At 52.4% G+C, this 20,966-nt stretch carries 20 protein-coding genes and 1 riboswitch; of the genes, 13 read left to right on the top strand and 7 right to left on the bottom strand.

What is annotated here, in order from left to right; all coding sequences use genetic code 11:
• Positions 1-66: 66 nt before the first annotated feature.
• The 3 genes from FHC49_RS08135 to FHC49_RS08125 form a co-directional block, all read right to left on the bottom strand.
• Entirely contained in the window at positions 67-1,125 is a 1,059-nt protein-coding gene (locus FHC49_RS08135) for a methyltransferase (RefSeq protein ID WP_220439487.1), read from the bottom strand.
• A 70-nt stretch (positions 1,126-1,195) separates the two neighbouring features.
• A complete protein-coding gene (locus FHC49_RS08130) occupies positions 1,196-1,579 on the bottom strand; it encodes a hypothetical protein (RefSeq protein WP_220439486.1) in 384 nt (127 codons plus the stop codon).
• A gap of 627 nt (positions 1,580-2,206) precedes the next feature.
• On the bottom strand, positions 2,207-2,983 hold the full coding sequence (locus FHC49_RS08125) for an SDR family NAD(P)-dependent oxidoreductase (protein WP_220439485.1): 777 nt from the start codon (positions 2,981-2,983) through the stop codon (positions 2,207-2,209).
• 622 nt (positions 2,984-3,605) lie between these two features.
• On the opposite strand from FHC49_RS08125, the gene FHC49_RS08120 reads away from it, so the two are divergent.
• From FHC49_RS08120 to FHC49_RS08110, 3 genes are all read left to right on the top strand, one after another.
• Positions 3,606-4,319 (top strand): oligogalacturonate-specific porin KdgM family protein, encoded by a 714-nt coding sequence (locus FHC49_RS08120; RefSeq protein ID WP_185670003.1) that lies wholly within the window; start codon positions 3,606-3,608, stop codon positions 4,317-4,319.
• Positions 4,320-4,574: 255 nt separating this feature from the next.
• Entirely contained in the window at positions 4,575-4,808 is a 234-nt protein-coding gene (yjdI, locus tag FHC49_RS08115) for a 4Fe-4S mono-cluster protein YjdI (protein ID WP_220439484.1), read from the top strand.
• Positions 4,809-4,819: 11 nt separating this feature from the next.
• Positions 4,820-5,092, top strand: coding sequence for a GNAT family N-acetyltransferase (locus FHC49_RS08110; protein WP_185670005.1), 273 nt, complete (start codon positions 4,820-4,822; stop codon positions 5,090-5,092).
• Positions 5,093-5,125: 33 nt separating this feature from the next.
• Here FHC49_RS08110 and FHC49_RS08105 read toward each other — a convergent pair whose 3' ends face one another.
• Complete coding sequence (locus FHC49_RS08105; protein WP_220439483.1) at positions 5,126-5,737, bottom strand: LysE family translocator; 612 nt, start codon at positions 5,735-5,737, stop codon at positions 5,126-5,128.
• Between the two features lie 138 nt (positions 5,738-5,875).
• On the opposite strand from FHC49_RS08105, the gene FHC49_RS08100 reads away from it, so the two are divergent.
• The 7 genes from FHC49_RS08100 (at position 5,876) to mqo (ending at position 13,796) form a co-directional block, all read left to right on the top strand.
• Positions 5,876-6,340: an Lrp/AsnC family transcriptional regulator gene (locus FHC49_RS08100; protein WP_185670007.1), complete on the top strand. Its 465-nt coding sequence runs from the start codon at positions 5,876-5,878 to the stop codon at positions 6,338-6,340.
• Positions 6,341-6,385: 45 nt separating this feature from the next.
• A riboswitch (Fluoride riboswitch) is annotated at positions 6,386-6,447 on the top strand.
• A 70-nt stretch (positions 6,448-6,517) separates the two neighbouring features.
• A complete protein-coding gene (locus tag FHC49_RS08095; protein WP_220439482.1) occupies positions 6,518-7,834 on the top strand; it encodes a voltage-gated chloride channel family protein in 1,317 nt (438 codons plus the stop codon).
• Positions 7,835-7,968: 134 nt separating this feature from the next.
• Positions 7,969-9,315: an LLM class flavin-dependent oxidoreductase gene (locus FHC49_RS08090; protein WP_220439481.1), complete on the top strand. Its 1,347-nt coding sequence runs from the start codon at positions 7,969-7,971 to the stop codon at positions 9,313-9,315.
• A gap of 9 nt (positions 9,316-9,324) precedes the next feature.
• Positions 9,325-10,155: an ABC transporter permease gene (locus FHC49_RS08085; protein ID WP_220439480.1), complete on the top strand. Its 831-nt coding sequence runs from the start codon at positions 9,325-9,327 to the stop codon at positions 10,153-10,155.
• 51 nt (positions 10,156-10,206) lie between these two features.
• Positions 10,207-11,178, top strand: coding sequence for an ABC transporter substrate-binding protein (locus tag FHC49_RS08080; protein ID WP_185670011.1), 972 nt, complete (start codon positions 10,207-10,209; stop codon positions 11,176-11,178).
• A complete protein-coding gene (locus FHC49_RS08075; RefSeq protein ID WP_255581257.1) occupies positions 11,175-11,948 on the top strand; it encodes an ABC transporter ATP-binding protein in 774 nt (257 codons plus the stop codon). The genes FHC49_RS08080 and FHC49_RS08075 overlap by 4 nt, the downstream gene beginning before the upstream one ends.
• A gap of 192 nt (positions 11,949-12,140) precedes the next feature.
• Positions 12,141-13,796 carry a malate dehydrogenase (quinone) gene (gene mqo / locus FHC49_RS08070; RefSeq protein WP_185670012.1) on the top strand — a complete coding sequence of 552 codons (1,656 nt, stop codon included), beginning with the start codon at positions 12,141-12,143 and terminating at the stop codon, positions 13,794-13,796.
• A 96-nt stretch (positions 13,797-13,892) separates the two neighbouring features.
• Here the strand turns inward: mqo and FHC49_RS08065 are convergent, their stop codons facing one another.
• Positions 13,893-15,122, bottom strand: a complete 1,230-nt coding sequence (locus tag FHC49_RS08065) for an amino acid permease (protein WP_220439479.1) — start codon at positions 15,120-15,122, stop codon at positions 13,893-13,895.
• A 111-nt stretch (positions 15,123-15,233) separates the two neighbouring features.
• Positions 15,234-15,695, bottom strand: coding sequence for a multidrug/biocide efflux PACE transporter (locus FHC49_RS08060; RefSeq protein WP_185670013.1), 462 nt, complete (start codon positions 15,693-15,695; stop codon positions 15,234-15,236).
• 94 nt (positions 15,696-15,789) lie between these two features.
• Between FHC49_RS08060 and FHC49_RS08055 the strand changes: the two genes are divergently transcribed.
• The 3 genes from FHC49_RS08055 to FHC49_RS08045 all read left to right on the top strand — a co-directional run bounded on the left by FHC49_RS08055 (position 15,790) and on the right by FHC49_RS08045 (position 19,140).
• The gene (locus tag FHC49_RS08055; protein ID WP_035897651.1) at positions 15,790-16,659 is read left to right on the top strand and encodes a LysR family transcriptional regulator; all 870 of its coding nucleotides are present in this window, start codon (positions 15,790-15,792) and stop codon (positions 16,657-16,659) included.
• 111 nt (positions 16,660-16,770) lie between these two features.
• Positions 16,771-17,955: an acetyl-CoA C-acetyltransferase gene (locus tag FHC49_RS08050; protein ID WP_220439478.1), complete on the top strand. Its 1,185-nt coding sequence runs from the start codon at positions 16,771-16,773 to the stop codon at positions 17,953-17,955.
• Positions 17,956-18,435: 480 nt separating this feature from the next.
• Positions 18,436-19,140, top strand: coding sequence for an oligogalacturonate-specific porin KdgM family protein (locus FHC49_RS08045; RefSeq protein WP_185670015.1), 705 nt, complete (start codon positions 18,436-18,438; stop codon positions 19,138-19,140).
• A gap of 276 nt (positions 19,141-19,416) precedes the next feature.
• Here FHC49_RS08045 and FHC49_RS08040 read toward each other — a convergent pair whose 3' ends face one another.
• Entirely contained in the window at positions 19,417-20,592 is a 1,176-nt protein-coding gene (locus tag FHC49_RS08040; RefSeq protein WP_220439477.1) for an oligogalacturonate lyase family protein, read from the bottom strand.
• Positions 20,593-20,966: the final 374 nt, after the last annotated feature.

Below are 20,966 nucleotides of genomic sequence, written 5' to 3'. Positions count from 1 at the left end.
GCCTAATCAATGAGTAAAGCGGCACTCAAATGAATGCCAAAGCAAGATATTGATGCCATCTTCAAATTATTTTTTATTACAGATCAACAAGGTATGACCAATGCCCAGATTGTCGTAACGTTCATCAACCTGAAATCCTGCGCAGTCCAGGTACTGATAAAACTTCTCTGCGCTGTAGAATCGACTATTGCCATTAGCCATACAGGTAAAGTAGAGCGATGTTGCATTCAGGCTAAACGCAGCGGCTTCAAATTTCTGCGCATCCCAGAAGAGTTCCATAATGCACAGTCTGGCTCCTGGTTTCATTGCCTGCGCAATATTGCCCAGCATGGTGATAATCTGTTCAGGTGAAAAACAGTCAAGAAACTGGCTCATCCACCAGATGTCGGCTTCGTTGGGTAATGGTGCATTACTCAGCATGTCGACGGCATGAAGTTTAACCCGCTGTGATAGACCGGCATTATCAATATTCTCGCGTGCCAGTGCAATTTGCTGCGGTAAATCTAATACAGTTACAGTTACATTGGCATCATATTGACAGCAATGCAGTGCCCATTTTCCTGTATTTCCACCCACATCGTACAGCGTTGCTGGGCGACTAGCGAAAACGTGAGGCAGCGCAGCTGTGAAGGCGCCGTCAGAGTAGTAATGATCAAAGGCAAACCAACTTTCACGTGTGGTTTCTGGAAGTACTGAAAGTGCGGGATAAATTGTCGGCCAATCACCAAAAACTTTCAACCCTGATGGTTTTCCTTCTTTTAACGCATGCTCCAGGTAGAATAATCCCTGGTAGCAAACATGCTGTGTGAAATCCATATTCACATTGGTCATTTTATCGTGCAGCAAAAAGTGGCCTATTTTGGTTAAATAATAGGCATTGCTTGCTGATGTCATGATTCGACCACTAAGGCCCATATCCAGAAGAATACTGACTGCATACTCGTCCAGAGAGCACCTTGTTGAAATATCTTCCAGCGTAGCGCCGTTTTTTCCCTGCTGATCTAAATAAGACAGTATCCCGGTATTCCGTAGGCTGATAGCAGCCTGAAACAGCATCGGGGCAAAAGCAATTTTTTGCGCTTCGGTAATCGCATCCAATGCACTTAGTGGATCCTGTGTATACATATTATTATAAGCTATTAAGTCTGTCAGAAAGATACTGAACCCTTTTTAAGCAGCTCGGCGTGAAACTCAATTAGTACATTGCTGCAAGGTTAAGGCGGATATCTTTGTCAAGATTTCTCACCCAACGATTATAATTTTTGTGAATTTTCCCGCCTGAAGCCTTTAAATTGATGCTGCTGACATAACTAATTGAATAGCTTGTAGATGTATAGTTTATGTTAACTATGGCGACATGACCATTTGTGCTCTGCGTCGCTTTGATAGTGCCTGGCGCGGATTCACTCATAAGCCATTCACGCTGAACACCTGCGTGTAAAATGGCATGCTTAACCTGATCGGTAGTATGGCCTGCCGCCACAACGGAACGAACCTGTTCTATCGGTGCGGTACGCGCGCAACCTGCGAGTACGCTGATGAAGGTGATAACCGCAAACCACTTAGCTGTTCTATTCATGCTGATTTCCTATCATATTCCATTAATTATTTTGTTATGTTGTGGTAGAGCCAGATTTATCCATTATGTATATCCCATGCATAATGGGGATGTGCTGCAATTTGGGTGAGTATATATCACTTATTGAGTGGTGAGTAAAATTAATATATGGCAACTGCTCTATAGGATAGATGTGAATTAGTTGTGGAAATTGTTTGCGGTTATGTATCTCAACCTGTTTCGATTAATCATATTTATAAAATGATTTAATTATTTATCCGAATGATTAACACTCTAAATATTTTGATTGTTAATATAAGAGGTTGCTTTATATGGCGATTGGTTTGAATGGTCTGGTCAATTGGATGGGAGTTAAGGCCGATCATGTTCAGTTGTATTATTTTTTTTAATGGGATAACGGATAGTGGTAATTTTTGGCTTTAGCGCACAGTGGGGCGTTTCCCACGCCGAGAAAATCAGTATTCTCGGCGTGGGAAGTGCCAGAAGCTGGGGAAATATAGCGGTGGCCTGCCTGTGTGTGACCGCTACTTTTTTCGGTAGGTTCCGGCTAATCGGCAACGGTTCAAAGCCATCTGTCATATGCCAAGTTTATTGTTATCATTAAAGGCTCCGCCCATACCTGCCTTATCAGGCGTTACGACCCGCCATCACGCCACCATCAACGTCCCAGATAGCGCCGGTAACCCAGCCTGCTTTATCAGACAGCAGGAAGGAGACGGCTTCAGCTACATCGGTAGGCGTACCGACGCGACCAATCGGGTGGAAGCTGTCAAAGCTGCTCATCACCGTGCCGACCTCTTCTTTCGGAATGAAGCCTTCGTAGATCGGGGTGTGTACCACTGCCGGAGAGACGGCGTTTACGCGGATCCCTTTACTACCCAACTCAATAGCCAGATTTTTAGTCAACGCGTGCAGGCCCGCTTTCGCCATGGAGTAGGCAGAAGACGGCGTTGCGCCAATGGCCTGCTGCGCCCACATCGAACCGATATTAACGATAGCGCCCTGGATACCAGCATTCACCATGTTGCGCACCACGTCACGGGTAATAAAGAAGGTCGCACGGTTGATGCTCATATACATGTCGTAGTCCGCCATCTCATGCTCGGTGAACGCTTTCGGGAAGAAGACACCTGCGGCGTTGACCAGCAGACTAATGTCCTGATGTTCTGCGTTAATGGTGTTAATGACGTGCTGCATTCCTTCTTCTTTCATCAGGTCGGCAATGATGATGGAGACCTGACCATCGGCCATCAGTGCCTGGCGAGCCTGCTCTGCTTTATCCTGGCGATTACCCACCAGAACCACGCTGCCGCCGTTTTTCAGTACCAGTTTTGCGGTTTCAAAACCCATACCGCTGGTACCGCCAACCACTAATAATTTTTTACCGGAGAATAATGCGCTCATTGCTGACCTCGATGGGTTGTTCATTTCACGGCGACATGCCGTTTGCTGTGGAGCCATGATGGCAGCGAGCGCCGAGCGTGACGAATCAGAAGAAATCGCGTGTCGATAAAGAAAAACTATCTCGTGATGCAGCACTGGTGTTTTTAAGCAGGGAAGGAGGAGGTGGGTATTACGGTGGAGCGTTAAATCACCATGGTTAAGGTCTGCCTGGTCGAGCGTCTAATAGCCTACCAAAAATGGCTGATTCTTATTCTGAAATAGGCAGATAAATAGGAAGAAATGTAACTAGTTATAGCGTTAACGCTTAATGTTCATATTGTTAGATAGTGTCATTATTAATCTGAAATAAATAACGTGAGTGACTAATTGCATTATCTAATTGATTTATAATGATAAATTATAATTATAAAGATATGTAAATTTAATGTAAGGTAATCTTTGATGTGATCTGTGACACTATTTCTGGAAAGTCAACGGCTAATTACTTGAGGCTCATCACGTCCTGGTAATCAATATATTCATGAAATAAATCTTTACGATCTCGATCACTAAAACAAATCACCTAAAAAAATAAAATGCAATTCCATAAAAATGAAACATAATTTCAATTGAGGGTTATTGCATGTTTAAGAAATCTCTGGTCATGATGGCTTTGTGCGGCGCCTCTTTCGCAGCATCTGCAGTCACTGTCGATCTTCGTCATGAATTTATTGATGGTGGCAGCAAAGATAAGACCAACGCAGACCGTGTTTCCGTATCTCACCGCTTTGCTAATGGGTTAGGTTTCTCTGTTGAAGCAAAATGGAAATCTGGCGGCGATCATACTGATAGAGCTTATAATGACTTTGTGGGCAACGGCCACGAAGAAACGATCAGCTACCAGTGGAAAGCTAATAAGAATTTCTCTGTGACGCCGGGCTTTAATATTGAAAGTAACGACAGTCGTACTATTTACAAGCCAAACCTGCGCGTGCAGTACAGCTTCGATAATGGCTTCTACGTAGCAGCTCGCTACCGCTATGACTACACCCGTTACCCTTCAACCTCTACGTCTCCGGATGACAAAGTCAACCGTGGTGATGCGTGGGCGGGTTATGTGTTCGGCGATTGGCGTGCAGAGCTGAACTATGTATATGCCCGCAGTACGGTTGCGGATGAGCAGAATAAGAGCCTGTATCGTAACAATAACAAACCGTATTCTCAGGAATATAACCTCAAAGTCGCGTACAAAATCGATAGTAACTGGGCACCGTACGGCGAAATTGGTAACGTCGGTGTGAAAACGACTGACGAACGCCAGACCCGTTTCCGTGTCGGCGTAGCATACTCGTTCTAATATATTTCGCGCTGGTAAAACCCCGGCATTATTGTCGGGGTTACGCCTTTTCATTAAAGCGCATTAGATAATGCTCACTCTTTATTATTTTGGCATTCGCACCAGCTATTTTTAATTATTTTCATCGTATCGACACCTTTCCCCTCCCACGTATGAAAACTTTCTCGCTGTGGTTTTTTGCCGTAAGTGATGAATCTCCCCCCCAGACAGGTCTATGCTTAGTCTCGAACCCATATAAAAAATAGAGGCAATGTCATGGATAAGGAACTACTGGACGCAGGTTATCGTGTCTATACCGGGGAGAAGATTGATGTCTACTTCAACACGACGATGTGCCAGCACTCGGGGAACTGCGTTCGTGGGAGCAGCAAGTTGTTCAATTTGAAGCGCAAACCGTGGATCATCCCGGACGAGGTTGACGCGCAAACGGTGGTGCGCGTTATCGACACTTGCCCGAGCGGGGCGCTGAAATACCGTCATCACGATTAAGAGAGGGAAACATGGACATTCTGGAAGGCCATAATAAGTTCTACGTTAACGACAGCGACGGTAATCAGGTGGCGGAAATCGTCTTTGTTCCCACCGGCGAGCATCTGAGCATCATTGAACACACTGATGTAGACGCGAGTCTGAAGGGGCAGGGCGTTGGCAAACAGTTAGTGGCTAAGGTGGTAGAGAAGATGCGTCAGGAACAGCGCAAAATCATCCCGCTGTGCCCATTTGCTAAACATGAATTTGATAATACCCGCGAGTATGACGATATTCGCGCCTGAAACGCCGCGCCAGCGTGAGCTGGCGCATCTTCACTAGCGAAGCTGTTCGAACAGCAGCGCCACGGCGATAAGCACCATCAACCCACCTGAAAAACGGCTGACAGCCCGCGCCGCCTGCGGGCGACTTGCCAGTAGCGCGCGTGAACCGTATCCCACCAGTAAATAGATAATCGTGCAGGTGATGAGATGCATTACCCCGAGCGCCGACATCTGCATTGCCACCGACCACTGGCCGTGCGGGTCAGTAAACTGCGGCAGCAGCGCCAGAAATAGCAGAAAGACTTTCGGGTTGAGGCCGCTGATGCACATGCCTTTCAGCGCCCACTGGTTCCAGCCGCCGCTTTGCTGCGCGGCGCTGGACACCGTTGCTGGATGGCGTAGCAGCGACACACCGAGCCACAGCAGATAGCATGCTCCCAGCAGCGTAATCGCCGACAGCGCCAGCGGATGCCCCGCAATCAGCACGCCAACGCCCGCCACCACAATAATCGTCGCCAGCAGGTGACCGGACATCAGTCCCGCCACCGCAGGCACAATGGTTCGCCCGTGGATCCCGGCGCTGATGGTGTAGGCCCAATCAGCCCCCGGCGTCATGATAAGCAAAAACGAAACCAGCCAGAATCCCGCCACCAAACTCATTTCCATACCCGAATTGCCTCGCGTTTGCTCATCACGTTAACCCCGAAAACCCTCACTGAATGTCAGGAAAGAATATCGATATTGCCGCGCAATGAGCTTTCAATGTTATGCTGAAAACCCGGCCTGAAAGAGAGAATCTTCTAAATGGACAGTATCGATCGAAAAATTCTTGCGCAGCTACAGGCCGATGGCCGTTTATCTATCACTGAGCTTGCTGAACGGGTAAATCTGAGTCTGTCGCCGTGCCATCGACGCCTGCGGGCGCTGGAGCAGGAAGGGGTGATTACCGGCTACCGCGCTAACCTCGACCCTGGAAAAATGGGCTTTAACTTCGTCGCGCTGGTCTTTGCGACCCTGAAAGAGGGCGACAGGAAGGCGGTTAGCGCGTTTGAAGAGGCAGTGGAAGAGATCCCGCAGATCGTGATGGCCCAGCGGCTGTTCGGCGACCCGGACTATCTGATGCAGGTGGTGACGCGCGATCTCTCCTCATTCCAGAAGCTCTACGATCAAAAGCTGTCGGCGATGCCGGGCGTGCAGCATCTGCGCTCAACGCTGGTGATGAAAACGGTGGTGCAGGATCGGCCTTTCCCGCTGGAGACGCTGAAATAACCCCGGCCACAAAGTATTTGGCTGAAACGATTCGTGTGCTAATATTCATTCATAGGGGATGGCATTCCCCCTTGAACCGCCGTGTGGCTGATGATGCCTGTTTGTATTCCTGGACCGGGAATGAACAGGCACACCTCTACTGCGTCCAGGATGATTAATTCATCTAAGGATGCGTCAATGCTCTCTGAACACTTCGCTCGTAAAAACTCGCTTTTCTTTCTGATACAGTGGCTTCTGCTGGCTGTGGTTATTGCCGCGCTCGTCGGCTCGGCATCTGCTTTATTTCTCTTCTCGCTCGACTGGGCAACCGCCACGCGCCTTCAGCATCACTGGCTTATCCTGCTGCTACCGTTCGCCGGCTTTGCCGTGGGCTGGATCTACCTGCGCCTCGGCCGTTCGGTAGAGGCGGGGAACAACCTGATACTGGAAGAGGTACATAGCCCGGCGAACACCATTCCACTGCGGATGGCGCCGCTGGTGTTTATCGGCACGGTGGTGTCCCATCTGTTCGGCGCGTCGGTCGGCCGTGAAGGCACGGCGGTACAAATGGGCGCCTCAATTGCCGACCGGTTCACGCCGCTGTTAGGGCTGGATAACGATGCGCGCCGCATGGTGCTGATGGCGGGCGTCAGCGCGGGCTTTTCTTCCGTGTTTGGTACACCGCTTGCCGGGGCAATTTTCGGCCTTGAGGTGATGGCGATAGGGCGCATGCACTACACCGCGATTTTCCCCTGTCTGGTCGCGGCGGTGGTGGCGGATCAGGTCGGTCTGATGTGGGGCGTGCACCATACGCACTATGCGATGTCATCTATTCCGGCGATGTCGGCCTGGGTGCTGGGTTCGGTTATTGTGGCGGGCTGCTGCTTCGGCCTGGCTTCCCGGGTGTTTGCCGATGCCACTCACCTGATTGGCGGCATGATGAAAAAACGGATTGCCTATGCGCCACTGCGCCCGTTTATCGGCGGGGCGGTGGTCGCTGCGGCGGTCTATCTGCTGCATGCTGACCGCTACATCGGTCTTGGTATTCCGGTGATTGTGGATGCGTTCCAGCACCCGCTGGCACCGTGGGATTTCCTCGGCAAACTGATTTTTACCGTCACCTCGCTCGGTAGCGGATTTAAAGGCGGGGAGGTGACGCCGCTATTTTACGTCGGCGCTACGCTTGGCAATGCGCTGGCCCCGCTGCTGCATCTGCCGTTTGCTTTCCTTGCAGGGTTGGGATTTGTGGCGGTGTTTGCCGGCGCGGCGAATACACCAATTGCCTCGACGCTGATGGCGATTGAACTGTTCGGCGCGGATATCGGCGTGTATGCCGCGATGGCCTGCGTGGTGGCCTATCTGGTCTCGGGCTATACCGGTATTTATCGTTCCCAGCGGGTAGCCTGCCTGAAGCACAGCGTTGTGCCGGAAGGAATAAAGTTGGCGGACCTTCCTGCCTGGCAGCGTGAAAGTCACCGTCCTGAAACCGTCGTTGAGGAAACGAAAGCATCATGACGTCGCTAGCGCCGCTAACTGGTTTATTGCAAAAATGTAAATAACTAACTCAATATTTGTTATTTCAGAATGGCTGCGCATTCTGGCTATCTTGGTTTCAGCCCACTTTCGGCATCGAATCAGGAGAAACCAGAATGAGCAGACAGATCAAATTAGGGGCTTTCCTTCCCGGCGGCGGCCAGCATATCGCGGCGTGGCGTCACCCTGACGCTCCCGCCGATGGCGCGACCAGCTTTGAATTCCATAAGCAGCTTGCCCAGACCGCCGAGCGCGGCCTGTTTGATGCCTACTTCCTGGCTGACGGCCTGGCGATCCCCGCTTCCGGTGTGACCGACGGTGGTACTGCGAAAGTGGCGGGCTTCGAGCCGGTTACCCTGTTTTCGGCGCTGGCGCCATTGACGCAAAATATCGGCTTTATCGCCACCGCCTCCACCACCTACGAAGAACCCTACAATCTGGCGCGCAAGTTTGCTTCGCTGGATCTCATCTCCGGCGGGCGCGCGGGCTGGAACGTGGTGACCACCGCTACCGAAGCGGCGGCTCACAACTTTAATCTGGATACCCAGCATCCCCATGAGTACCGCTACCAGCGGGCGAAAGAGCACGTCGAAGTGGTTAAAAAGCTGTGGGACAGCTTTGAAGACGACGCGTTTTTGCGTGACAAAGCCTCAGGCCAGTTCTTTGACCGCAGTAAGGTGCACAACACCGATCACGTCGGCAAATTCTTTAAGGTCCGTGGGCCGCTGAACGTGCCGCGCTCGGCGCAGGGTCAGCCGGTGATTGTGCAGGCGGGGCAATCTGAGAGCGGCCGAGCGCTGGCTGCCGCGACGGCCGAAGTGATCTTTACCTCGCATCAGCATCTCGACACCGCGCAGGACTTCTATCGCGATATTAAATCACGCGCTCGCGCCGTCGGCCGTAACCCGAACCATGTGCTGATTATGCCAGGTGTCGCGCCGTTCATTGGGCGAACGGAGGAAGAGGCGAAGGAGAAGTACCACAAGCTGACTTCGCTGATTGTCGAAGCCGACGGCATCGCCCTGCTGAATGGCCTGGCCGGTGGCGGTATCGATCTCGGCAAATTCGACCCAGACGGCCCGCTGCCACCGCTGCCGGTAACTGAAGGGATGAAATCGCGCCCCGAGCTGATTCGCCAGATTGCCGATGAAAACAACTTCACCATTCGCCAGCTGTACCAGTGGGTGGCGACCGCGCGTGGTCATTTCACCGTGGTGGGCAGCGCCGAACAGGTGGCAGATACGCTGCAGGCGTGGTTTGAAAACGAAGCCGCCGATGGCTTCAACGTGCTGCCGCCGTGGCTACCGGGCGGCCTGGACGACTTTATTGAACTGGTGGTGCCGATTTTACAAAAACGCGGGCTGTTCCGTACTCAGTATGAGGGCAAAACGCTACGTGAAAATCTGGGGCTGCCGTTTGCCAGCAACCGCTACAGCGCCGTGCGTAACAGCAAAGTGGCTTAAGGAGGCGCAATGTTCTATTCCACGACCCGAATTCGCCTGAAGGCGCGCGTACAGGCTAAGCCTGCCTACCAGGTGTGGTATCAGCGCAGCCTGTCGTTGATTGCGCGCTACGGCCTGCTGGTGTTGTTCTTTGCCGGCTGGCAGATTGCCAGCACCGCCGGTTGGCTGAACGCGGCGATCATCCCGCCGCTGGATAAAATCTTTGTTGCTTTGTGGAACGGCATCACTCAAGGCGCGCTGCTGGGTGATATTACTATCAGCCTTCAGCGTGCGGGGTTGGCTTTCGCTGCCGCCATCGTGGTGGGGATCCCGCTGGGGCTGTTTATGGGCCAGATTCGCCCGCTGGAGCAGGCGCTGGATCCTATCTTACAGCTGTTCCGCCAGACCTCGGCGCTGGCGCTGTATCCGATCTTTATCCTGCTGCTGGGCTTAGGGGAAACCTCCAAAGTGTTCGTGATCTTCTGGGCGGCGCTGTTCCCGATTCTGCTGTCGACCATCAGCGGCGTGAAAGAGGTGGATACCAAGTTGCTGGAGATGGCGCGCACCTTTGGCGCCGGACGCCTGACGCTGTTCTACCGGGTGATCGTTCCCGCCTCCGTTCCCTCTATTTTTATCGGTCTGCGCCTGTCGGCCACCACCGCGCTGCTGCTGCTGATTGCTGCCGAAATGATCGGGGCGAATCAGGGGATCGGTTTCAGGGTGATGAATGCGCAATATAACTTCCAAATACCCATGATGTTTGCCGCGATATTTTTGCTGGCGTTTGCCGGGTTATTAGCGAACGCGATTCTGGTGGTACTGCAACGTCGCCTATGTCGATGGAATATCCGTAGCCGTTAATTTTGTACGTTATTTTGCGTTTTTACTTATCGCTATAAAGGAATTTTTATAATGAAAAAACAGTTCTATTCAGCGTGGGTTGCGGTGCTTTTCTTATTGGGTGTTAGTGCGTCTGTTCGTGCTCAGGATGAAGTGACGATGCGCTATATGGCGAGCTATGGCGGTATTTCCGCTCACGAACTGGCGGAAGCGCTGGGATATTTTAAAGGCACCGGCGTGTCGATTAAAAATGCCGGCTACGCCAGCGGCGGCCCGGAGTCTTTATTTGCACTGGCTTCCGGCAGCATTGATGTTGGTTCAGCGGCGACGCCAGCGGTGATTAATGCCATCGCTAACGGTAACGACTTTGTGGCGGCTTACCCGACCAACGGCATCAACGAAACCACCAAATCTATCTTCTATGTGAAGGAGGACAGCCCGATTAAGTCCATCAAAGATTTAGTCGGAAAAAGCGTGGCGGTAAACACCCTGGGTGCGCATCTGGACTATACCCTGCGTGAAGCGCTGCACCAGGCGAATCTGCCGGAAAACGCCGCCAAACCGGTCGCGGTTCCGGGCCCGCAGCTTGAGCAGACATTGCGTTCAGGTCAGGTCGACGTGGCTGCCTTTGGCTACTGGCAGACCACCTTCGAAGGCGTGGCGCGCAGCCACGGCGGCCTGCGCCCAATCTTCAACGATGCGGACGTGCTGGGGCCGATTGCCGGTGGCTTTACGGTGCTGCGTTCCGACTTTGTCAAACAGCACCCGGATGCGGCGCGCATCTTCGTGGTTGAATCGGCTCGTGCGCTAGATTATGCCCGCGATAACCCGGCGCAGGTGCGTGACATTATGGCGAAGATCCTGAAAGAACGCGGCGAGAACCCTGACGTGGCGCAGTACTTCACCGGCTACGGTGTCCGCAAAGGCGGTCTGTCGGAACCTCATGATGTGCAGTTCTGGCTGGATATTCTTGAGCGCGACGGCGTGCTGAAAAAAGGCCAGCTTAAAGCGTCAAATATTTTGCTGAAAACGGAAGGTGTATGATGACATCAACCACGCAGATTGCCCGCGGCGATATCTCGATTCGCCGCTTACGTAAGACTTTTTCCCTTGAGGGGAAGCCGTTTGATGTCTTCCGCGACCTTAACTTACAGATTGAAAGTGGGCAGAGTATCGCCATCGTCGGGCCCAGCGGCTGCGGAAAAACCACGCTGCTGCGAATACTTGCGGGGCTGGAAGCGCCGGATGCGGGCGACGTGGTGATTGACGGCCAGGCGGTACACGGCATGAGCCGCGAGCGGGCAGTGATTTTCCAGGAGCCGCGTCTGCTGCCGTGGCTGACGGTGCTGGAAAACGTCAGCTTTAGCCTCGACGTGCAGGGCGTGCCGCGCAAGCAGGCCAGGGCGCGGGCGAAAGAGGCGATTGAGCTGGTGGGGCTCAGCCACTGCGAGCAGGCGCTGCCCAACCAGCTTTCCGGCGGCATGGCCCAGCGTGTCGGCATTGCCAGAGCGCTGACCATTCAGCCGGAAATTCTGCTGCTGGATGAACCGCTCGGGGCGCTGGATGCGATGACTAAAATCACTATGCAGGAGGAGCTGGCGCGCATTCGTGATGCGGAAAAGATGACGATGGTGCTGGTGACGCACGATCTGGAAGAGGCGATTTACCTTGCCGATCGGGTGATTATTTTGCCAAAAATGAAAGGCGACCCGATTCGCACCATTGAGGTGACATTACCGCGACCGCGTGAACGTAGCAGCACGGATTTTGTTCTGTTACGCCAGCAGCTTATGGCGGAATTCGGGCTGCATTAATTGCTGAATTAAAATTAAATTATTTGAGTTTTATTTCCACGCAAATAATGCGGATGCTTTTTTTAATTAAAAAAAGCAAAGAAAGTAATTTGTTAATAACTCTAAGTGGAAAGTAAGTGGTATTTTAAAATAATGTAAAAGTGCGCTACTATTAGCGCACACATTACATTTAGCTATGCGAATATCATCATTATGCCTGCTATTAATAAAAAACTATTTACTCTGGCGACCATCGCGCTGCTGGTCAATTCAGCGGCTTACGCAGATACCAATACCACTGAAAAAACCGACGTCCTGCTGATTGGCGGCGGGATCATGAGCGCCTCACTGGGCACCTGGTTACAGGAATTACAGCCTGACTGGAAACAGGTGATGGTGGAGAAGCTCGATAAAGTCGCGATGGAATCTTCTAACGGCTGGAATAACGCCGGTACCGGCCACTCCGCTAATATGGAGCTGAACTACACGCCGGAGCGCCCGGACGGCACCATCGACGTGACTAAGGCGCTGGAAATTAACGAACAGTTTATGATTTCCCGCCAGTTCTGGTCCTCGCAGGTGAAGCGCGGCATTCTGAATAATCCCCATGCCTTTATTAACTCCACACCGCACATGAGCTTCGTCTGGGGCGATAAAAACGTGGAGTACCTCGGCAAACGCTACGACGCGCTGCAAAAAACCACCCTGTTCCAGGGCATGAAATTCTCCACCGATCATCAGCAAATTGCCCAGTGGGCGCCGCTGGTGATGGCCGGTCGTGACCCGCAGCAAAAGGTCGCTGCCACCTGGACGCCGGTCGGCACCGACGTTAACTACGGCGAAATTACCCGTCAGCTGATCGGCAGCCTGCAGAAGAACAACCACTTCACGCTGCAAACCTCCTCTGAAGTAACTGAATTCAAACGCAACGGCGATAACTCCTGGCACGTCACCATTGAAGATGTGAACAGCGGTAAACAGCACGCGATTGACGCGAAGTATGTCTTTATCGGTGCGGGCGGCGGGGCGCTGAAGCTGCTGCAGAAAACCGGCATTCCGGAAGCAGACAACTACGCGGGCTTCCCGGTCGGCGGCTCTTTCCTGATGACCGAAAACCCGGACGTCACTCGTCAGCATATGGAAAAAGTTTACGGTCAGGCCTCCGTGGGTGCGCCGCCGATGTCGGTGCCGCATATCGATGCGCGCTTTATCGATGGCAAGCGCGTGGTGCTGTTTGGGCCATTCGCGACCTTCTCCACCAAGTTCCTTAAGCAGGGGTCATTCTTCGACCTGCTGAGCACTACCACAACCAGCAACGTGATGCCGATGACGCATGTGGGCCTGGATAACTTCGACCTGGTGAAATACCTGGTGAGCCAGGTGATGCTGAGCGATGACGACCGCTTTGCCGCGCTGAAAGAGTACTACCCCGAGGCGCGTAAAGAGGACTGGAAGCTGATTCAGGCAGGCCAGCGCGTGCAGATCATCAAGAAAGATGCGGACAAAGGCGGCGTGCTGAAGCTGGGGACCGAAGTGGTGGTTGACCAACAGCGCACTATCTCTGCGCTGCTGGGCGCATCGCCGGGTGCCTCTACCGCTGCGCCAATCACGCTGAACGTGATTAAAAAGCTGTTCCCTGAGCAGTTCAACTCACCGGAATGGCAGAGCAAAATTCGCGGTATCGTCCCGAGCTTTGGCCAGAACCTGAACGGCAACGTTGCGCTGACCCAGCAGGTTTGGGATGACACCGCCGCCACGCTGGAGCTGACCAAGCCGCCGGTGATTCAGATGCCAGCAGCCCCAGTTGCTCAGGCAAAACCGGCAGAGCAACCTGCGAGCGCGTCACCGCAGCACGACATGGCGCTGTAATAGCATTGTGATTGCCGGATGATGGCTTCGCCTTATCCGGCCTACAAAAAAGCCTGCCAGGTTACCCTGGCAGGCTTTTTTACATCCGTGATGCGCTTACCCGAAGAACATCACCGACACGCACAGCAGACCGACAATCAGCGTAATCAGGCTACCGATAGAACGGTAAGGCTTGAGCGACGGAATAAGGTAGGTCGACAGCGTTGGCATGATAAACAGAATCATGGCAATCAGCGGGCCGCTGATGGCGTAGATCATCGAAATCGCATTTGGGTTAATGCAGCAGACGATAAAGGTCACCGCTGACACCAGCAGGATAGAGAGCCCGCGGTTAAACGAGCGGCTCTTGCGAACGCCGACCTGGTTCAGCGACGATTTCACCATCTCGCTGGCCCCTTCAATCACCCCGAAATAGGTGCCGAGGAACGATTTCGACATCGCGACCACGGCGACCACTATCCCGGAAATCGACAGCCAGCCAGGAGAGTTCGGCATCATCGACAGCGCGGAAAGGATGGTCACGCCTTCCGCTTTCGCCGTATTGATATAGGACGGCGGAATCGACATCAGGCAGCTGAACACAAAGAACAGCACGCTCAGGCAGATGACCAGATACGCCACCTTCATGATTTTTTTGCATTTACCCATGGCCTGCTCGCCATATTTCTCCCGCCGGTCGATGGCGAAGGTGGAGATAATCGGCGTATGGCTAAAAGCGAAAACCATCACGGGAATGGATAACCACACCTGGTGCAAGGTATGCGTGCTGACTTCCATCTGCGTGGTCAGCAGCGACGGCTGCCAGCTTCCGGTCAGATAGATAGACAGGAACAGGAAGTAGGCAATCAGCGGGAAGACCAGCATGCCCATCACCTTGATGGTGGTCTGACGGCCCGTCAGGAAAATCAGGTTCAGCAACAGTACGACGCCAAGACTGACCAACGCTCGTGTCGTGAGGTCGACCGGCATATGGTGACCAATCTGCTCGGTCAGCGAGTTAGTAATGGCGACGGCGTAAATCAATACCACCACGAAAAAGGCAACGAAGTAGAGCGTGGTAATCAGGTTGCCGATTTTTTTGCCGTAATAGTGGCTGACGGCACCGGTGATGCCAACGCTTGCCGGGGTGTTAGCGGACAGGATGAACTGACATAAGGCGCGATGCGGCCAGTAAGTCAGGGGCCAGGCGACGAGGGCGGTAATAAACAGCACCACGGCACCTGCGGCGCCAAGCTGGATGGGCAGGAAAAGGGTCCCCGCGCCGACGGCTGTGCCATATAAGGCAAAGCTCCATAGCGTCTCTTCTTTAGACCAAATTTTAGACATTATCTGAATATATCAACCATAAAACCAAAAAAATGGCGGATAATTTACCATAATTAGCTTTTCGTGTGGCTGAACATTTTCAGACCGATTGTTATCGGCCTGAAAAGTGGATTAATTTCTCGCGTAAAGGTTCTGTTGACGGCGCTTGATGATGCGCTCGCGCAGGGTGTCGTAAACCCAGTTGTAGAGCATGGTGTAGGGCAGGAAGAACAGGAAGAAGCCAATCTCCAGCGTCAGCGCCTGCAGAAGCGTCACGCCCAGCACCAGCGACACGATGCTTACCCCGATGACGATAAACCCGCACTCGAAGCCGAGCGCGTGCAGCGCACGGACTTTAGCGGTACGGATAACGCGGGTCACCGGCCAGAAGCGGTCGAAACCAGCGTTATAGATGATATTCCAGATCATCGCGGTGGTGGCCAGAATGACCGTCAGCCCGCCCATTTCAAGTACGGATCGCTGCATCAGGTAGGCTGCGGTAGGAGCGAGGATCGCGGTGGCGATCCCCTCGAAGCACACGGCATGGAAGATACGCTCCGGGAGTTTTCTGCGATGTAATGAATCGTTTTGCATCTTGTGACCTTTGATTTATGGAATGCGATAGTGGGCATTTTATGGATAAATATGATAAGTAAAAGATAGAAACCATCGATAAAGTAGATACATCATGCGCTATTCTCCCGAAGCCCTGACCGCGTTTGTCGAAACCGTCTCCTGCGGCTCTTTCTCAGCGGCGGCGCGCCGTTTGCGGAAAAGCCAGTCCACTATCAGCACCGCGATTGCTCATCTTGAGGCGGATCTCGGCGTGACGCTGTTTGACCGTTCCACGCGTCAGCCGCTGCTGACCGCCGAAGGGCAGCGGGTGCTGAGCTACGTACAGGCCATTCTGAGCGCCAGCGAACGGCTGGATGAGTTGGCGGTGTCGCTTAGCGGTGAGACCGAAGCGCGGCTGACCTTTGTGCTTTCCGATACGCTGCATCCCGACGTGCTCGAAGATCTGCTGGCCCAGTTTGACCGCCGTTTTCCGCACACGGAGTTTGAGTGCCTGGTCGGGGAAGATGACGACGTGGTGGATCTGCTGCAAAAAGGGCGTGCGCAGGTTGGCTTAATTGAAGCGCGGGATAGTTATCCTACCGATATTGGCCACACCCGTTTGCCGATGCAGACGCGTATGGCGATTTACGTGTCGCCGACGCATCCCTTGGCTGCCGAGCGAGGGCTGGAGTGGGAGCAGTTGAGCACCTGGCGTGAGTTGCGACTCAATACTTATCTGGAGAACCACACTACCCCTGCGCGTGGGCCCGTGTGGTCTGCACCAAACTACCTGATGCTGCTGAGCATGGCGGCGCAGGGGCTAGGTTGGTGTGCATTGCCCTGCGCGCTGGTGGACGAATTTGCACGCTCGGCGGAGCTGACTATGCTGGATATTGTGGGCTGGCCAATCTCGGTATCGACCGACCTTCTATGGCATAAAGCCTCGCCGCTGGGGGCGGCGGGAAGCTGGCTGCGTCAGTATTTGCAGCAGGTTTCAGCCTGAATGAAACGGGGTGAATTTCCTTTGTGATAAAACTCACTTTTTTTAAACAATTACGAAAATAGTTGATAACAATCATCTACTATACGCGGATAATTTTGCGCTGAGGTCGAGATGAAAGACGTCGTTATCGTAGGTGCTGTCCGTACGCCCATAGGCTGTTTTCAGGGGGCGCTTGCCCGCCATTCCGCCGTGGAGTTGGGGAGCCTGGTGATTAATGCCCTGGTCGAACGTAGTGGAATTTCCGCCGCGACCATCGATGAGGTGATCATTGGTCAGGTATTAACGGCGGGAACCGGACAGAACCCGGCGCGACAGTCTGCGATTAAAGGCGGCCTGCCGAATACCGTCTCGGCGATTACCATCAATGATGTGTGTGGTTCAGGTCTGAAAGCGCTGCATCTGGCCACGCAGGCGATTCAGTGCGGTGAAGCCGACGTGGTGATTGCCGGTGGGCAGGAGAACATGAGCCGCGCCCCACACGTGCTGACCGATAGCCGCACCGGCGCGCAGCTTGGCAACAGCCAACTGATTGACAGCCTGGTGCACGACGGCCTGTGGGATGCCTTCAACGATTACCATATGGGCGTGACGGCGGAGAACCTGGCGCGCGAGTATGGTATCAGCCGCGAGCAGCAGGATGCGTGGGCGCTTAGCTCACAGCACAAGGCCCGTCGGGCCATCGACTCTGGACGTTTTCGCGATGAAATTGTCCCGGTCGTCAATCTACAGCCTGGCGGTTCACACATTGTCGATACCGATGAACAGCCGCAAACCGATGCCAGCGCCGAAGCGTTAGCGCGTCTGGTTCCCTCTTTTGATCAGTCGGGTTCCGTGACCGCGGGCAACGCGTCGTCCATTAATGACGGCGCAGCGGCGGTGCTGATGATGAGTGAAAGCAAAGCGCTGGAGCTGGGGCTACCGATCCTTGCCAGGATCCGCGCTTTCGCCAGCGTTGGCGTCGACCCTGCGTTAATGGGCATCGCGCCGGTCTATGCGACTCGCCGCTGCCTTGAACGAGCTGGCTGGCAGCTGAGCGATGTCGATCTGATTGAAGCCAACGAAGCGTTTGCCGCACAGGCGATCTCGGTAGGCAGAATGCTGGAATGGAACGAGCAGAAGGTCAACGTCAACGGCGGGGCAATTGCATTAGGGCATCCTATCGGGGCTTCGGGCTGCCGTATCCTGGTGTCACTGGTTCACGAAATGGTGAAACGCGATGCCCGTAAAGGACTGGCCACGCTGTGCATCGGCGGCGGTCAGGGTGTGGCGCTTGCCGTCGAACGTGATATTCAGTAATAACGCTTTAGTTTCCCCTTAATTCCCCCCCCCTTCCAGAAAGACCTCAATCGAGGTCTTTTTTGTTTATACGCCTGAATTTATGAGAATAGAAATGGACTTCTGTCTAGTTCATTCCCTTATGCATTTATGTTTATTTGTATCAGTTGTAAATGGTGCGTATGAGATGACGCTTAGGTGGATTATTAGTAAAACATAAATTATTACTATTGCTAAGAATAACTATGGTTATTTGTTTTTGTGTAAGTTGCTGTTATTAATGGATTTTAATTTAATTAAAAATACAATTATATAAAAGTTTGTGATCTGCGTTTTATTTTTAAGGGGCATCTTCGATTTTTTGTTGAGCTTTATCACGTCCTTCGTGTGCCGGATTTTCTGAAACAAATAATTACGATCTTGATCACTAAAATGCAAAACCGGAAAAAATAAAATTCAATTTCATAAAAAAGAAACATAATTTTAATTGAGGGATGGCAAATGTTTAAGAAAACTCTGGCCCTGGCCGTATTATCTGGTATGTCTTTCGCTGCATCTGCGGTAACCGTTGACCTGCGTCATGAATATATTGACAGCGGCTCCAACGCAGACCGTGTTGCGGTATCCCATCGTTTTGATAACGGTCTTGGTTTTGGCGTGGAAGCAAAATGGAAAACGGGTGGTGATGCTGATAAACAGGATCGTCCGTTTAACGAAGTGGTGGGTAACGGTCACGAAGAGTCCATTAACTGGCGCTGGAAGGCGACAGATAACTTTGCCCTGAACCCAGGCTTTAACATTGAGAGTAAGGACAGCTTCTCAATCTACAAACCTTATCTGCATGCGCAGTACAGCTTTGATAACGGTTTCTACGTCGCAGCTCGTTACCGTTATGAATACACCCGCGTACCGGCAAGTGGCGGCGTTGACGATAAAGTTAACAAAGTGGATACCTGGGTTGGTTGGGCGATGGGCGACTGGCGTGCAGAGCTGAACTACGTGTATGCACGCAGTACGGTAGCCGACGATCAGCATAAGAGCCTGTATCGTAACAACAACAAACCGTACAGCACCGAATATAACGCTAAGCTGGCGTACAAATGGGATAAGAACTGGTCCCCGTACTTTGAAGTGGGTAACGTGGGCGTGAAATCTACCGATGAGCGTCAGACCCGTTTACGTGTAGGTGTTGCTTACTCCTTCTAAATAAAATCGGACCCTCATCCGTTTTCCCCCCGGAGCATTTAGCCGGGGGGTTTTCGTTTTTGTGGCAGTGTGCGGTTTTCCCCTCACCCTAACCCTCTCCCCAAAGGGGCGAGGGGACCGTTGGGTGCAGTTATTCATTCCCGCACGGAATATACCCTCTCCCTTTTTAAGGGAGAGGGTTAGGGTGAAGGTTCCTGCTCCAATCGAAAAAACAGCCAAAAAAAAGCCCTCCAGAGGAGGGCAAGGCCAGTTACAGAAACACAAAACTTAGATTTATTACGCTTTTACTAACACACGTTCGGCAGGCAGTTTGGCAATGTACAGCGCCGGCTTACCGTCTTTGTCAGAGCTGAACAGCACTGCGCTGTCGTCTGGGGTAAAGGACGGATGCGGGTGCGTTACCTGACGGCTGTTTTGTACCGTTGCCCATGACGTATCGTGACGAGCAATGCGGAAGTAAGCCTGTTTCGCCACGTCGAACGCATACAGGTAGGGATCGTTATCGATGGTGTAGCCGCTGGTGTCTTTCACATCAACCGGCGTACCGGAACCGTCGCCAACCAGCATCGTGCCGTCGAAGTTGCTCATCAGGTGAGAACAGGCCGGCATCTGCATCAGCGCTTCGTTTACGTTGGTGTCCGGGTTAAAGCGGTAGATGGTGCGACCCTGCTGCCCTTTCAGGTAAGAGACGTACACCAGCGCGGAGCCGTTTGGCACCCAGAATTCGTGCGTGCAGCTTTCGCCTTCCGCGTGTTCTTTGACTTTACGAACGTTACTGCCGTCTTCATTAACTAGCCACATACGCGCGTTGACCAGGTCGTGCGGGCCTTCGTGGCAGAAGGCTACGGTACTATCGTCAAACGGACGATAGATTGGGTGGCCGAGCCAGATTTTTTCTTCGTGGATCGTCGCGCTTTCACCGGTTTTCAGGTCAACGCGCAGCAGGCGGCAGTGTGGGCCTTTATGGAAGAAATCGTGGAACAGTTGCCAGTCGTTCAGCGGCGTCCAGTCGCTCTTAGCGATTTCGATGCCAACCAGCTTGGTGCAGTCGCTGTTTGATACCCAGGTGCCGTAGCCAACCCACTCATCCGGCACGCGGTACACTTCACGCTCGACCAGGGTTTTCAGGTTAACTTCCAGCAGGGTACGGTCGTTCTTCACATAGTAGAGTGATTTATCGTCCGGAGAGAGGAAGCCGCCAAAAGTGTTATCACCCGCGCCTTCGGTCAGCTGTACGGCTTCGGCGTTAGCGACATCCAGTAAATAGTAGTTCCAGTGGCCATCGAACTCGCCAGCAAATAACAGGTGGCTGCCATCATTAAAGAAACACTTCTGATAGAAGTAGTTACGATGACACGTTACTTCCGGTGGCGTTAAGCGGGTGACCTCCGCGCCGGTATCTGGGTCGCGGCTGACCTCATAGTTCAATTTAACCCGCATGCCTTTAGCCATGTTGCTCTCCTTTCACTCACTCTAGCGGTCGCAGGGTGCTATCTCCCGTGCTGGCCGATTCTGATGTTATTTTAAAAATTGGGTATCAATTTATCAAAACAGCGTTTCATTGTTTGTGATGTCAGACTCACTTTATACGAAAAATCATCATTTCTGCTACTTTTTTGTGTAGCCAATCTGCCGCTTGTCAAGCTTGCCTTTGTTTTCACGACATCCTTTCTACTAAAGTGGTAATTTTTCAAAGAAACCTGTAACTGGATGAATAATAGTGTTTTTTGTTTTTTTGCAACGCGACAAAAGTGCATATTCGTGATCTCTTTTGCATTTTTGATATTATTACTCAGAAAAAATGAAATGATGTTTTATTTGTAATT

The sequence above is a fragment of the Kluyvera sp. EC_51 genome (assembly GCF_019584505.1).
In the GTDB taxonomy this organism is placed as follows: domain Bacteria; phylum Pseudomonadota; class Gammaproteobacteria; order Enterobacterales; family Enterobacteriaceae; genus Kluyvera; species Kluyvera sichuanensis.
Note: the sequence above shows the minus strand (reverse complement) of the source record. Positions and strands in the feature narration are given on the sequence as shown.